At 71.3% G+C, this 12,240-nt stretch carries 13 protein-coding genes; 11 read left to right on the top strand and 2 right to left on the bottom strand.

What is annotated here, in order from left to right; genetic code table 11:
* Window positions 1–16: 16 nt before the first annotated feature.
* The 5 genes from ACH4S7_RS06205 (at window position 17) to ACH4S7_RS06185 (ending at window position 4,919) form a co-directional block, all read left to right on the top strand.
* Entirely contained in the window at window positions 17–817 is an 801-nt protein-coding gene (locus ACH4S7_RS06205; protein ID WP_398519858.1) for an ABC transporter permease, read from the top strand.
* On the top strand, window positions 810–1,781 hold the full coding sequence (locus tag ACH4S7_RS06200) for an ABC transporter permease (protein ID WP_398519857.1): 972 nt from the start codon (window positions 810–812) through the stop codon (window positions 1,779–1,781). The genes ACH4S7_RS06205 and ACH4S7_RS06200 overlap by 8 nt, the downstream gene beginning before the upstream one ends.
* Window positions 1,782–1,783: 2 nt before the next feature.
* Window positions 1,784–2,755, top strand: a complete 972-nt coding sequence (locus ACH4S7_RS06195) for an ATP-binding cassette domain-containing protein (RefSeq protein WP_398519856.1) — start codon at window positions 1,784–1,786, stop codon at window positions 2,753–2,755.
* 32 nt (window positions 2,756–2,787) lie between these two features.
* Window positions 2,788–3,474 (top strand): DUF1707 domain-containing protein, encoded by a 687-nt coding sequence (locus ACH4S7_RS06190; protein WP_398520050.1) that lies wholly within the window; start codon window positions 2,788–2,790, stop codon window positions 3,472–3,474.
* 122 nt (window positions 3,475–3,596) lie between these two features.
* On the top strand, window positions 3,597–4,919 hold the full coding sequence (locus ACH4S7_RS06185) for a DUF445 domain-containing protein (protein WP_398519855.1): 1,323 nt from the start codon (window positions 3,597–3,599) through the stop codon (window positions 4,917–4,919).
* A 136-nt stretch (window positions 4,920–5,055) separates the two neighbouring features.
* On the opposite strand, the gene ACH4S7_RS06180 is transcribed toward ACH4S7_RS06185, so the two are convergent.
* Window positions 5,056–6,072: an SEC-C domain-containing protein gene (locus tag ACH4S7_RS06180; RefSeq protein ID WP_398519854.1), complete on the bottom strand. Its 1,017-nt coding sequence runs from the start codon at window positions 6,070–6,072 to the stop codon at window positions 5,056–5,058.
* Between the two features lie 107 nt (window positions 6,073–6,179).
* Here ACH4S7_RS06180 and ACH4S7_RS06175 point away from each other — a divergent pair, with 107 nt between their 5' ends.
* The 3 genes from ACH4S7_RS06175 to ACH4S7_RS06165 all read left to right on the top strand — a co-directional run bounded on the left by ACH4S7_RS06175 (window position 6,180) and on the right by ACH4S7_RS06165 (window position 8,247).
* Window positions 6,180–7,043: a class E sortase gene (locus ACH4S7_RS06175; RefSeq protein WP_398519853.1), complete on the top strand. Its 864-nt coding sequence runs from the start codon at window positions 6,180–6,182 to the stop codon at window positions 7,041–7,043.
* Window positions 7,044–7,078: 35 nt separating this feature from the next.
* Window positions 7,079–7,414, top strand: coding sequence for a DUF6412 domain-containing protein (locus ACH4S7_RS06170; RefSeq protein WP_398519852.1), 336 nt, complete (start codon window positions 7,079–7,081; stop codon window positions 7,412–7,414).
* Window positions 7,415–7,509: 95 nt separating this feature from the next.
* On the top strand, window positions 7,510–8,247 hold the full coding sequence (locus tag ACH4S7_RS06165) for a YidC/Oxa1 family membrane protein insertase (protein WP_398519851.1): 738 nt from the start codon (window positions 7,510–7,512) through the stop codon (window positions 8,245–8,247).
* A gap of 39 nt (window positions 8,248–8,286) precedes the next feature.
* Here the strand turns inward: ACH4S7_RS06165 and ACH4S7_RS06160 are convergent, their stop codons facing one another.
* Window positions 8,287–9,378 (bottom strand): Gfo/Idh/MocA family oxidoreductase, encoded by a 1,092-nt coding sequence (locus ACH4S7_RS06160; protein WP_398519850.1) that lies wholly within the window; start codon window positions 9,376–9,378, stop codon window positions 8,287–8,289.
* Between the two features lie 273 nt (window positions 9,379–9,651).
* On the opposite strand from ACH4S7_RS06160, the gene ACH4S7_RS06155 reads away from it, so the two are divergent.
* The 3 genes from ACH4S7_RS06155 to ACH4S7_RS06145 all read left to right on the top strand — a co-directional run bounded on the left by ACH4S7_RS06155 (window position 9,652) and on the right by ACH4S7_RS06145 (window position 12,240).
* Window positions 9,652–10,389: a hypothetical protein gene (locus ACH4S7_RS06155; RefSeq protein ID WP_398519849.1), complete on the top strand. Its 738-nt coding sequence runs from the start codon at window positions 9,652–9,654 to the stop codon at window positions 10,387–10,389.
* A gap of 147 nt (window positions 10,390–10,536) precedes the next feature.
* Window positions 10,537–11,316: an HAD-IIA family hydrolase gene (locus ACH4S7_RS06150; protein ID WP_398519848.1), complete on the top strand. Its 780-nt coding sequence runs from the start codon at window positions 10,537–10,539 to the stop codon at window positions 11,314–11,316.
* A 213-nt stretch (window positions 11,317–11,529) separates the two neighbouring features.
* Window positions 11,530–12,240, top strand: a complete 711-nt coding sequence (locus ACH4S7_RS06145) for a hypothetical protein (protein WP_398519847.1) — start codon at window positions 11,530–11,532, stop codon at window positions 12,238–12,240.

Raw genomic sequence — 12,240 nt, 5'->3', positions numbered from 1 at the left:
CGGGGGAGGGCGGGACGTGCGGCTCTATGCGGTCGTGGCAGCCGGGTGGTTCCGGCGCTACGCGACCTACCGGGTGGCCACGGCGGCGGGGGCCTTCACCAACACGGTCTTCGGCTTCATCATGGCCTACACCTATGTCGCCCTCTGGGACGAGCGTCCCCACCTGGGCGGATACGACGTCAGTGACGCACTCACCTATGTCTGGTTGGGGCAGTCCCTCCTGATGGCCTGCGCCATGATGGGCGGCGGCTTCGAGGACGAACTGATCGAGCGGATCCGGACCGGGGACATCGCCGTCGATCTCTACCGTCCCGCCGACCTCCAGCTCTGGTGGCTGGCCGGCGATCTGGGCCGGGCCGCCTTCCAACTGCTGGGACGCGGTGTCGTCCCCATGGCGATCGGCGCGCTCGCCTTCGATCTCGCCCTGCCGGGCTCGCCGCTCCCCTGGCTCGCCTTCGCGGTGGCGGTGGTGCTGGGGGTGCTGGTGAGTTTCGCGATCCGTTATGTGGTGGCGCTCCTCGCCTTCTGGCTCATGGACGGCGTGGGAGTCATGCAGCTCATCCGGCTCATGGGGCTGTTCTTCTCCGGCATGATCCTGCCGCTCAACATCTTCCCCGGGGCGCTCGGCGAGGTGGCGCGGGCCCTGCCGTGGTCGTCACTGCTCCAGATCCCGGCCGATGTGCTGCTCGGCAAGCGGACCGGCTGGGACCTGGTGGGGGCGTATGCCTTCCAGGCCGGCTGGGCGGTGGCGCTGCTGGGGGCCGGACGGGTGCTCCAGACGCTCGCGACACGCAGGGTGGTGGTGCAGGGTGGCTGAGACACCGAAGGGCGCGGGGACCGGGCGCGCGGCGGAGTCGGGTGCCGGGTACGGGGCCGAGTCGGGTGCCGGGTACGGGACCGAGTCGGGGGTTGGACACCGGCCCGGCCCGGAAAGCGGCCCGGGGGCCTGGTACGAGACCGAGCCGGTCGAGTCCGCACTCCGGACCGGCCTGCGCGCCTATGCGCTGATCGCGGGGATGTGGATCCGCTCCACGATGACCTACCGCGTGTCCTTCGCCATGACCACGCTCGCCGATCTGACCGTGACCGCCTTCGACTTCGTCGCGATCCTGCTGATGTTCTCGTACGTCGACACGCTCGGCGGCTTCTCGCTCGCCGAGATCGCCTTCCTGTACGGCGCGGCGGCCACCTCCTTCGGCATCACCGACCTGCTGCTGGGCTCGATGGACCGGGTCGGACGCCGGGTGCGCGACGGCACGTTCGACACCCTGCTCGTCCGCCCGGTCCCGGTGCTCGCACAGGTGGCGGCGGACCGGTTCGCGCTGCGCCGGCTGGGCCGGATCACCCAGGGATCGGTCGTCCTCGGCTGGAGCATCTCGGCCGTGGCCGTCGACTGGACGGTGCTGAAGGTGCTCATGGTGCCGATGATGCTGCTCAGCGGCGCGGCGATCTTCGGGGCGGTGTTCGTGGCCGGGGCCGCCTTCCAATTCTGGGCGCAGGACGCCTCCGAACTGCAAAACTCCTTCACGTACGGCGGCAGCACCCTCCTTCAGTACCCGCCGTCGATCTTCGCCAAGGATCTGGTGCGCGGGGTGACCTTCGTCGTACCGCTCGCCTTCGTCAACTGGCTGCCCGCACTCCATGTGCTGGACCGGCCCTATCCGCTCGATCTGCCCTCCTGGGTGGCATTCACGCCGCCCCTGGTCGCCGCCGCCTGCTGCTGGCCGGCCGTGCTGGCCTGGCGGGCGGGTCTGCGTTCGTACCGGAGCACAGGGAGCTGACCATGGACCTCATCGAACTGGAGGGCGTCGAGAAGGTATTCGACGTACGCCGCCGAATCGGACTGCTGCGCCGGGAGAAACGCCAGGTGCGCGCGGTGGACGGCATCAGCTTCCGGGTGTCGCGCGGCGAGATGGTCGGCTACATCGGCCCCAACGGCGCCGGGAAGTCGACCACCATCAAGATGCTCACCGGCATCCTCACCCCCAGTGGGGGTCGGCTCCGGGTCGCCGGCATCGACCCCGCCCGCGAGCGCACCCGGCTCGCCCGACGCATCGGAGTCGTCTTCGGCCAGCGCACCACGCTCTGGTGGGATCTGCCGCTGATGGACTCCTACCGGCTGATGCACCGGATGTACCGCGTCCCCGACCAGCGGTTCCGGGAGAACCTCGACCGCTGCGTCGAACTCCTCGACCTGGCCGAACTGCTGGACGTCCCCGTACGACAGCTCTCCCTCGGCCAGCGGATGCGCGGCGATATCGCGGCGGCGCTGCTGCACGACCCCGAGGTGCTCTACCTGGACGAGCCCACGATCGGGCTCGATGTGATCTCCAAGGCGAAGGTCCGCGGATTCCTGCGTGATCTGAACACCGAGCGCGGCACGACGGTGCTGCTCACCACCCACGACCTGACCGACATCGAACAGCTCTGCGAGCGGGTGATGGTCATCGACCACGGCCGGCTGATGTACGACGGCGCGCTCGCCGGGCTCCACGAGGTGGGGGAGAGCGAACGCACCCTGGTGGTGGACCTGGAGCGGGAACTGCCCCCGGTGGTCCTCGACTCCGCCCGCACGGTGCGGGTGGAGGGCCCGCGCCAGTGGCTGGCCTTCCCGGCCTCCCAGTCGGCGGCACCACTGGTGGCCGCGCTCGCGGAGCGGTACCCCGTGGTCGACCTCTCGGTACGGGAGCCGGACATCGAGGCCGTGATCGCGAAGATGTACGCGGATCGGTCCGGCTCGGGAAGCGACCGCTGACTATCCTGGGACGTATGAGCGAACTCCCCGAGATGCGGGCCTCCGACAGTGATCGCGAACGTATCGGCGAACTCCTGCGAGACGCGGTGGCGGAGGGCCGGCTCACCATGGAGGAGTTTGAGCAACGACTGGAGATCGCCTACCAGGCACGCACCCAGGGTGAGTTGGAGCCCCTGATCCGGGATCTGCCGGCGACCGGCACCGCGCCGGTGTCGATGGCGAAGACCGGTTCGGGCCGCTGGCGCGACCGGATCGGCGGGCCGGCCACCTCGCGGCTGGCGTTCGCGTTCTGGGGCGCCTTCGAGCGCAAGGGCCGGTGGACGGTCGGCCGGCGCTTCAACTCGTTCGCCGTGATGGCCGGCGGTGACATCGACCTCCGGGAGGCGCGGTTCGAGGAGCGCGAGGTGGTGATCCGGTGCTTCGCCCTGATGGGTGGCATCGACGTCGCCGTACCGCCCAACCTCAATATCGAGGTGTCCGGGTTCGGCCTCATGGGCGGCTTCGGCGAGGAGGGCAACGGCGACGTCGAGCCCGATCCCGAAGCGCCGACCGTGCGGATCACGGGCTTCGCGCTGATGGGCGGAGTCGGAGTGCAGCGCAAGCGGACCAAGGCGGAGAAGCAGCGCATCAAGGCCGAGCGGGAGCGGGCCATCCTGGAGCGGAACCACCCCCATCATCCCGATCTGCCCGACCGGACCGACCGCAAGGAACTGCCCTGACCTCGGACGATCGACCCGGTCGGCGGAGAACCGCTCCGCCCGTCCGGGAACTCAGGGTGCGTGCCGGGAGTCCCTGAGGTAGGGACAATGCGTACGGGGTACGTGTGGACGGGTGGATCGGGATGAATCGCACAAAAAAGAACAAGCCGGACAGTGTGGGGGCTCGGCGCACCGGGCTGCCCGCGTTCGCGTACACCGAGGCGGACGAGGAGAAGCAGCGCGGCGTCCGCCGGATGAAGATGTTCGCCACCGGGCTGCTGGTCCTCGTGGCGGTGATCTTCGCCCTCGCCACCTGGGCGAAGAACGCGGGGGCCGGCCCCTGGGCGGGCTATGTCGCCGCGGCGGCGGAGGCGGGCATGGTGGGCGCGCTCGCCGACTGGTTCGCCGTCACCGCCCTCTTCCGCCACCCGCTCGGCATCCCCATCCCGCACACCGCAATCATCCCGAACAAGAAGGACCAGCTCGGCGCCTCGCTCGGCTCCTTCGTCGGGGAGAACTTCCTCTCCGAAGGCGTCGTACGGGGACGGCTGCGGGCCCTCGGCATCGGCGAACGCCTCGGCGCCTGGCTCGCGGAACCCGCCCACGCCGACCGGGTCACCGCGGAGCTGTCCACCGCGCTGCGCGGAGCGCTCACCGTGCTCCGGGACTCGGACGTCCAGGCCGTGGTCGGTGAGGCCATCACCCGCCGCGCCGACAGCATGGAGATCGCCCCCGGCGTCGGAAAGACCCTGGAGAAGGTGGTCACCGACGGCGCCCACCACCGGGCGGTGGACCTCATCTGCGCCCGCGCCCACGACTGGCTGGTCACCCACGCCGACTCCGTGATGGACGCGGTCGAGGGCGGTGCCCCCGGCTGGACCCCGAGGTTCGTGGACCGCAAGGTCGGCGACCGGGTCTACCGCGAGCTGCTCCGCTTCGTCACCGAGATGCGCGATATGCCGGGCCACCCGGCCCGCGGCGCGATCGACCGCTTCCTGACCGACTTCGCGTCCGACCTCCAGTCGGACACGGAGACTCGCGCCCGGGTGGAGCGGATGAAGTCCGATCTGCTCGCGCGCCCCGAGGTGCAGGACGTGATCGCCTCCGCCTGGTCCTCCGTCCGCGCCATGATCATCTCTGCCGCCGACGACGACCGCAGCGAGCTCCGCCTCCGCGCCCGTGCCTCACTGCTCTCGCTGGGCGCCCGACTGGCGAGCGACGGCCGGCTCCAGTCCAAGCTGGACGGCTGGGTGGAGGGCGCCGCGGTCTATGTGGTGAACACCTACCGCGCCGAGATCACCTCGCTCATCTCCGACACGGTGTCGAGCTGGGACGCGGAACACACCTCGCGCAAGATCGAGGCCCACATCGGCCGCGACCTGCAATTCATCCGCATCAACGGCACGGTGGTCGGCGCCCTGGCGGGCCTCCTCATCTACACGGTGGCGCACGCGCTGGGCGGTTGATCGGCGGCCGGGCGCGAGGTGATCGGGCGCGAGGTGATCGGGCCGATGCCCGTCAGCCCGGTGCCCGTCAGCCGTATCGACCGCCACTGATCGACTACCGCTGAAGGGCACCGAACTGCCCGGTGGGGTAGGGGCGTTACCCTTGCGCCGCGTCCCCGTGGCACTCCCGGTAGATCCGTCCCGTTCCGCACCAGCACGGTGACCCCTTCGCCGGGGGCCAGGAGATCGCGCGGCCACGGGCCGCCAGGGTGGTCGCGTACTGGGGGAGCAGGTCCGCGTTGGCGGGTGAGGACTGTTCGGAGGCGGCGAATGCCTCGTAGGAGGGGACCGTCGAGGTCACGATGCCCAGATTGCCGGTGCCCGTGGAGGACAGATCGCGCAGCGACGCTTCGATGTCCGTCAGATGGTCCGGGTGGGTCGGGTACTCCGAGGCCAGGTCGGGATAGGCGCTGAGGAGTTCCGTCAGTTCGTGTTCCGGCCAGTGGAGGACCGCGACCGGGAAGGGGCGGGACAGCGCCGAGCGGTAGGTGCCCAGTTCGGAGCGGAGGCGGGCGATCTCCGCGCGGAGTTCGGCCGGATTGTCCGAGCCGAGGGCCCAGAGGCGGTTGGGGTCGTGGAGTTCGTCCAGCGAGATGTCCGACTGGGCGGTGTGGACCCTGTCCGCGAGGGCGTCCCACTCGTCGTGCGGGCGGCCCAGCAGCCGGCGGACCCGGTGGCGACCGGCGAGGAGTGACCGGGTCTCGTAAGGGACCTCGTCGTCGCCGGGGGCCAGCAGGAGGGTGACGGCCGTGGTGAAGGTGGCGTGGGACGCCTCCAGCTCGTCGTGGGCCTCCAGCGTCTCCGCGATGATCTCCCACGGGGCCGGGTCCACGGGGGCGGCCATCCGGACGCCGGCGATCAGCGCACGGGCCTCCGCCTCGTGGCCGTACTCCCAGAGGTTCGCCGCCTGGAGCGCCTTCACCAGCAGGGGGCGCTCGGCCCCGGCGGCGAGCAGGCGGTCGTAGAGGGTGGAGGCGCGTTCACGGTCGCCGGCCAATTCGAGGTGGGCGGCGGCTTGGAGGAGCAGCGGTTCCGTGTCCTCGGGGTACTGCGTCGCGGTACGCAGCAGGCGCTCGGCTTCGGCGGTGTGGTCGGCAGGAGTGTCGGGGCGCATGGTGGACACCGTACTGCGGTGCGCGGGTTGGTCGGGATGCCGGCTGGTCCTCGCGCAGGGGTGCACGGCCCTGGTGGCTTCCGGGCGTGGCACTTAGGGTGCGGCCCGTGCGGATACGGGAGAAGCGTGCGCGGATACCGGTGGTGGTCCACGGGGCCCGGTCGCGGGCGCGGACCCGGTGGGTCGGTGGGCTGTGGGTCTGTGCCGAGGTCACCGTCACCCTCGGGATCGTCGGCCTGCTCCTCGTCGTCCACCAGTTGTGGTGGACCAATCTCCAGGCCCGTCAGGGCGCCGAGCGTCAGGTTCACGCCTTGGAGCGGTCCTGGCAGCGGGGAGGCGAGGCAGCGAAGAGGCAAGAGGGGCGAGAGGGACAAGAGGGGTGGGAGGGGCTGGAGAGCGGGGAGGCGGCCGGGGTGGGAGGAGCAGAAGAGGAAGGCGGGAGGGACAGGACACCGGAGACAGGAGCGGAAGCGGGAGCGCGGGGAGAGGCAGTGGTCCCGGCGCGGCGCTGGGCGCAGGCGTACGCCGTCCTCCGTATCCCGAGCCTCGGTGTCACCGCCCCCGTCGCCGACGGCATCAGCAAGAAGCGGGTGCTGGACAAGGGGTACATCGGCCACTACCCGGGGACCGCGCGGCCCGGACAGCCCGGGAACTTCGCCGTCGCCGGGCACCGCAACACCCACGGCGAACCCTTCCGCCGCATCAACCGCCTACGCCCCGGTGACGACATCCGGATCGAGACCCGCGACGCCGTCTTCGTCTACGAGGTCGGCCAGACCCTCGCGCGCACCTCCCCGCGCGATATCGGCGTCATCCGGCCCGTGCCCCGCAGCCTGGTCACCCCGTCGGCCGGCTATCGCACACCGGGCCACTACCTCACCCTCACCACCTGTACCCCCGAGTACAGCTCCAGCCATCGACTCGTGGTCTGGGCCACGCTCACCGCCACGCAGCCGCGCGATCCGGTATAACGGAGGGCACAGCCGTACGAGTAGGGGAGGGGACCATGACGCGTCAGCGTCTCGGGCAACTGCTGCGCCCCGTCCTGCTCACCCTTCTCCTCGTCATCGAGTATCTGATCATCGATGGCGGGCTCATCGACGGCGGTAGCGTCTCCGCCGCCCTCGCCCTCGCGGCGACCGCCACCGGCGCTGCCGGTGCCGCCCTCGTCGTCTGTGCGGTCATCAGCGCGCGCTGCGCCCCCGTGGTGCCCCGCACCCGGGTCCGTACCGCCATCCGCGACCGCGAACAGCGCACCGCCTTCCTGCCCCAACGCGACCCCGACGCCCGCGGCCGGACCAGGCCCCGAGCGCCCGGATGCGCCCTCCCGACGGCCGCGTAGGGGCTCCACCAGCAGTTCCGCACAGCTCCCCACGCGGGTCGTCATGCCGTCATCTCCTGAATCCCGGCACGACGAGGCCCTCGGAGGGCTCACCCATGACCGTTTTCGCCACCCTGGTCGAGCGACTGGCCGATCTGCTCCAGCCGCTGTTCCAGACGTCCGCCACCGCCGCCGCGATCATCCTCTTCACCGCGCTCGTACGACTCGCCGTCCATCCGCTCTCCCGTGCGGCGGCCCGTGGCCAGAAGGCGAAGGCCCGGCTGGCACCCGACATCGCCAAGGTGCGGAAGAAGCACGCCAAGAACCCGGAGCGGATGCAGCAGGCCATGCTGGAGCTGTACGCGAAGGAGAAGACCTCGCCGCTCGCCGGCTGTCTGCCGAGCCTGTTGCAGGTGCCGGCGTTCTTCGTGCTCTATCACCTCTTCTCCAGCAGCAGCATCGGCGGCGAGCCCAACGGACTCCTCAGCCACACCCTCTTCGCCGCCCCGCTCGGCGACCGCTGGCACGACGCCCTCGCGGACGGCGGGGTCTTCGGCGGCGCGGGCGTGGTCTATCTCTTCCTCTTCGTGATCGTCGCCGTCGTCGCCGTCTTCAACTACCGGCGGACGAAGCGACAGATGGCCGAGAACCCGCTGCCCGCGGAGGTCCCCCCGGGCATGGGTGCGATGACCTCGCTTCTGCCGCTGCTCTCCTTCGCCACCCTGATCACCGTCGCCGTGGTGCCGCTCGCCGCCGCCCTCTACATCGTCACCAGTACCACTTGGTCGGCGATCGAGCGGGTGCTGCTCTACCGCGATATGCCGGCCGCGGGCGCGCTGGCCACGCCCCTCTAGGTCCGGTCCGCCCGGACAGGGCCTAGGTCCGGTCCGGAACTAGGGAGCACCCGCGGGGCGCACGGTCACCGTCACCCCTTCGTCCGCCGAACGCCGCGCCGCCTCCAGGACGTCCAGCGTCGCGGCGGCCTCCTCGGCGGTCACCGGTGGGGGAGTGCCGTCCCGCAGGGCCCGCGCGACCGCCGCGTAGTACGCCGGATAGTCGCCCGGGAGGGTCTCGACCGGCCGGCCCCCACCGGTCGGCGGGGACTCCCCGGCGCCGACCCTGGCTCGGAACGCCTCCGCCACCTGGCCCCACGCCGCCCCCGCCGTCGGGCGTTCGCCCGCGCGGAGGGCGGCCTCCTGCGGGTCGAGGCCGTAGCTCACAAAACCGGCCTCGGAGCCGAGTACCCGGAAGCGGGGGCCGAGCTGGGCGGCAGTGGCGCTCATGGAGAGGTGGGAGCGCACCCCGTCGGCATGGGTGACCGCGATGAAGGTGTCGTCGTCGGCCTCGGCCCCTTCGCGGCGCACATCCACCTCCGCGTACACCCGGACGGCCGGGCCGAACAGCGTCAGCGCCTGGTCGACCACATGGCTGCCCAGGTCGTACAGGAGTCCGCCGATATCCTCGGGGGCGCCCGACTCGCGCCAGCCGCCCTTGAGCCGGGGCCGCCAGCGCTCGAAACGGGATTCGAAACGCTGTACCCGGCCCAGCTCGCCGCTCTTGACGACACGGGTGAGGGTGCGGAAATCCCCGTCCCAGCGGCGGTTCTGGAAGACCGAGAGCAGTAGTCCGCGTTCGGTGGCCAGGGCGGCGAGCGTCCGGGCCTCGGCCGCCGTACCGGCGACGGGCTTGTCCACGACGACCGCGAGCCCGGCCCGGAGCGCGGCGGTGGCGAGCGCCACATGGGTCTTGTTCGGCGTGGCGATCACGACCAGGTCGAGCCCGCGCCCCCACACCTCGTCGGGCGTCGCGGCGAACCGTACGTCGGGGAACTCGGCCCTGGCCTGCTCCTGGCGCTCCGGCTTCGAGGTCACGATCGTGTCGAGGACCAGCCCCTCGGTGGCGGCGATCAGCGGGGCGTGGAAGACGGAACCCGCGAGGCCGTAGCCGATGAGTCCGACGCGGAGAGGAGGGCCGGTGCCAGTCATGCCTGTCACTTAAACAACGCGCTACCCGTAGTGCAAGCGATACGGACAAGGGGCGCGGGAGGGGGATGGACGGGAGGGTTACGGGCGGGGATGCTCGGCGAGGCGGCGGGCCGGGATTCTCGCCGAGCCAGTACGAAAATACGCTGATAGGGCGGAGTTGCGCCGCTGTTCGGGGCCGTGCCGGGCCATCCGGCCCACTCGCCGCCGCCGACGGGGAAGGGTCCTCTCGACCCAGCCACGCAGCAGTACGAGCAGCAAAGGTCACCTTCACTCATGCGACCGCGCAAAGCCCTCGTCGTCGGCGCCATCGCGGCCTCCGCGGCCCTGCCCGCCACTGCCGTTGCGGCCTCCGCCGTCCTGCCCACCGCCGTCGCCGAATCCCGCCAGCCCCGCTGCGGCACCCTCGCCGGCAAGGACTTCCCGATCGACACCCGCCTCCACGGCGGGCCGTCCGTCCACCACCCGGGCGGCGGTTTCCAGCAGTGGTCCGTCGACCTCGCCAATACGACGGACCGGGCCTGCGCCAACATCCATCCGGTGATCGTCTTCGCCGCCCGCGACCGTGGCCTCACCCCGGACCGGCTGCAACTGGAGTTCTACGACGCACCCGGCTCGCGCTGGCGGTCCGCCGAACTCCAGACGACGTCCGAGGACGAGGTCATCGCCGTCCTGGACGAGAAGAGCACCAGCGGTTTCGCCGTGCCGGCCGGCTCCACCGTCACCGTCCGGGTCCGGCTCGCCCTCACCGCCGACACCCCGCCCAACCAGGTCACCGTCAACGCCGCGATCGTCCAGCGGCGCGGTGCCGACGGCGACTGGGTCGGCGAGTCCGGCGACTACCGCTTCGCCGTCCTGGACGACAACGGCTACGGCGGCACCGTCACCCGCGATGAACTGGCCACCACCGGAACCGGTTCCCTGATCCGGCTCGGCGCCGCGCTCGGCACCATCCTGTTCGTCGGCGGCGCCCTGGTGCTGATCTCCCGACGGCTGCGCCCGGGCCGGCCCTGAGAGGGCCCGGAGAATCCACGAAAGCACTGGTGGGGTCAGGAGTGGACTTCCTGACTAGGCTGTTCCTGCCGGGGTGACACAGAGCCGTGCCTCCGGCATCCCAGCACACCGCGTACCCGTACGCCGCGCACGGCAGGAGCCCCCTTGATGGCAGAGCGCAAGCCGATCGAATCCTGGCTGACCGACATGGACGGCGTCCTGATCCATGAGGGAGTGCCGATCCCCGGCGCCGATGCCTTCATCAGGAAGTTGCGGGACACCGGCAAGCCGTTCCTGGTGCTCACCAACAACTCCATCTACACCGCCCGCGACCTGCACGCGCGGCTCGCCCGGATGGGTCTGGACGTCCCGGTGGAGAACATCTGGACGTCCGCGCTCGCCACCGCGCAGTTCCTGGACGACCAGCGGCCGGGCGGTACGGCGTATGTCATCGGTGAGGCCGGTCTGACGACCGCGCTGCACGACATCGGGTACGTCCTCACCGACCACGACCCCGACTACGTGGTGCTCGGCGAGACCCGTACCTACAGCTTCGAGGCCCTCACCAAGGCGATCCGGCTGATCAACGGCGGGGCCAGATTCATCTGCACCAACCCGGACGAGACCGGACCCTCCACCGAGGGGCCGCTGCCCGCCACCGGGTCCGTCGCCGCGCTGATCACCAAGGCCACCGGCAAGGACCCGTACTTCGCGGGCAAGCCGAACCCGCTGATGATGCGGACCGGCCTCAACGCCATCGGCGCGCACTCCGAGACCAGCGCGATGATCGGCGACCGGATGGACACCGATGTGCTGGCCGGTCTGGAGGCGGGCATGGAGACGTTCCTGGTGCTGACCGGGGTGACGACCCCCGACGGGATCGACCGCTACCCGTTCCGGCCGTCCACCGTGGTCGACTCGATCGCGGACCTCGTCGACCGGATCTGAGCCGGGGGCCGTACCGGGTTCGTACCGGGGTTCGTACCGGGATCCGATCGGCCCGGACGGCGGCTGTGCTGGTGAGCGGGGCGTACGGGGCGGGGGGTCACCCTCACTCGTTCGTGTAAGGGCAGGTCAGCGAGGTGTACGACGCACCCGGCCGCGCCTCCGGATGCGAAAACGCCCCACCCGCGTGAATCTTTCCGTATCAGGAGGTTCACCATGCGTACCAGGCCGATCGCTCTCCGTGCCGCTGGGGTGGGTGCCGTCCTCGTCACGGCCCCCACCGCCCTGGTCCTGATTCCCGCGGCCCCGACCAACGCCACGGCGTACGCCCGTGACTCCGTCAGCGCCACGGTCTCCCCGGCCGAAGCGGGGCCCGGGGACCGGATCGAGATCGTCGTACGGGGCTGTCGGGACGCCACCGGAACCGCCGCCGCCGGCGCGTTCGCCGGGGCGGCGCGGCTCACCGCACCGGGCGGCGGCCATGGAGAGCGCGACCGTTCCCCAGCAGACGCAGATGCAGGCGCAGAAACAGCCGTAGACGCAGGCGGGCGCGACCGGCACGGAACCGGCGACGCCGGTGCGGCGGACGGCTCCCGCACCCTCTCCGGACACACCACCCTCGCCTCCCGGGCAGGCCCCGGCAGCCATCGCGTCACCGTCACCTGCGACGGCCGCGCCCATCGCACGGCCGGCACGGTCCGGGTCCGTCAGGACCCCGCGCACCCCGGCGCACCCACCCCGGTCGCCCCGGTCAGCGCGGGCGGCGGTGGCACGGCGGCGCTCGCGGCCGGTCAGCGGCGCCACGAGGACACCGACGGCGCCGGCCCCGGCGTTCCGCACACCGTCGTCGGCCTGGTCCTCGCGGGTGTCGCGGCGGTCGTGGTCGCGTTCCGGGGCTCACGCCGCCGCCGTACCGGTTCCGACTGA

The sequence above is a fragment of the Streptomyces sp. NPDC020965 genome, from assembly GCF_044333555.1.
Classification (GTDB): domain Bacteria; phylum Actinomycetota; class Actinomycetes; order Streptomycetales; family Streptomycetaceae; genus Streptomyces.
The sequence above is the reverse complement of the archived record's forward strand: the minus strand, read 5'-3'. Positions and strand labels throughout refer to the sequence as shown.

What these genes read in the sequence shown, in the direction of transcription:
- ACH4S7_RS06190 (WP_398520050.1), top strand. Translation starts at nt 2,788, where the DNA reads ATGCGGGCCTCCGACAGTGATCGCGAACGTATCGGCGAACTCCTGCGA.
- ACH4S7_RS06180 (WP_398519854.1), bottom strand. Translation starts at nt 6,072, where the DNA reads ATGCGCCCCGACACTCCTGCCGACCACACCGCCGAAGCCGAGCGCCTG.
- ACH4S7_RS06195 (WP_398519856.1), top strand. Translation starts at nt 1,784, where the DNA reads ATGGACCTCATCGAACTGGAGGGCGTCGAGAAGGTATTCGACGTACGC.
- ACH4S7_RS06155 (WP_398519849.1), top strand. Translation starts at nt 9,652, where the DNA reads ATGCGACCGCGCAAAGCCCTCGTCGTCGGCGCCATCGCGGCCTCCGCG.
- ACH4S7_RS06145 (WP_398519847.1), top strand. Translation starts at nt 11,530, where the DNA reads ATGCGTACCAGGCCGATCGCTCTCCGTGCCGCTGGGGTGGGTGCCGTC.
- ACH4S7_RS06160 (WP_398519850.1), bottom strand. Translation starts at nt 9,378, where the DNA reads ATGACTGGCACCGGCCCTCCTCTCCGCGTCGGACTCATCGGCTACGGC.
- ACH4S7_RS06150 (WP_398519848.1), top strand. Translation starts at nt 10,537, where the DNA reads ATGGCAGAGCGCAAGCCGATCGAATCCTGGCTGACCGACATGGACGGC.
- ACH4S7_RS06185 (WP_398519855.1), top strand. Translation starts at nt 3,597, where the DNA reads ATGAATCGCACAAAAAAGAACAAGCCGGACAGTGTGGGGGCTCGGCGC.
- ACH4S7_RS06170 (WP_398519852.1), top strand. Translation starts at nt 7,079, where the DNA reads ATGACGCGTCAGCGTCTCGGGCAACTGCTGCGCCCCGTCCTGCTCACC.
- ACH4S7_RS06165 (WP_398519851.1), top strand. Translation starts at nt 7,510, where the DNA reads ATGACCGTTTTCGCCACCCTGGTCGAGCGACTGGCCGATCTGCTCCAG.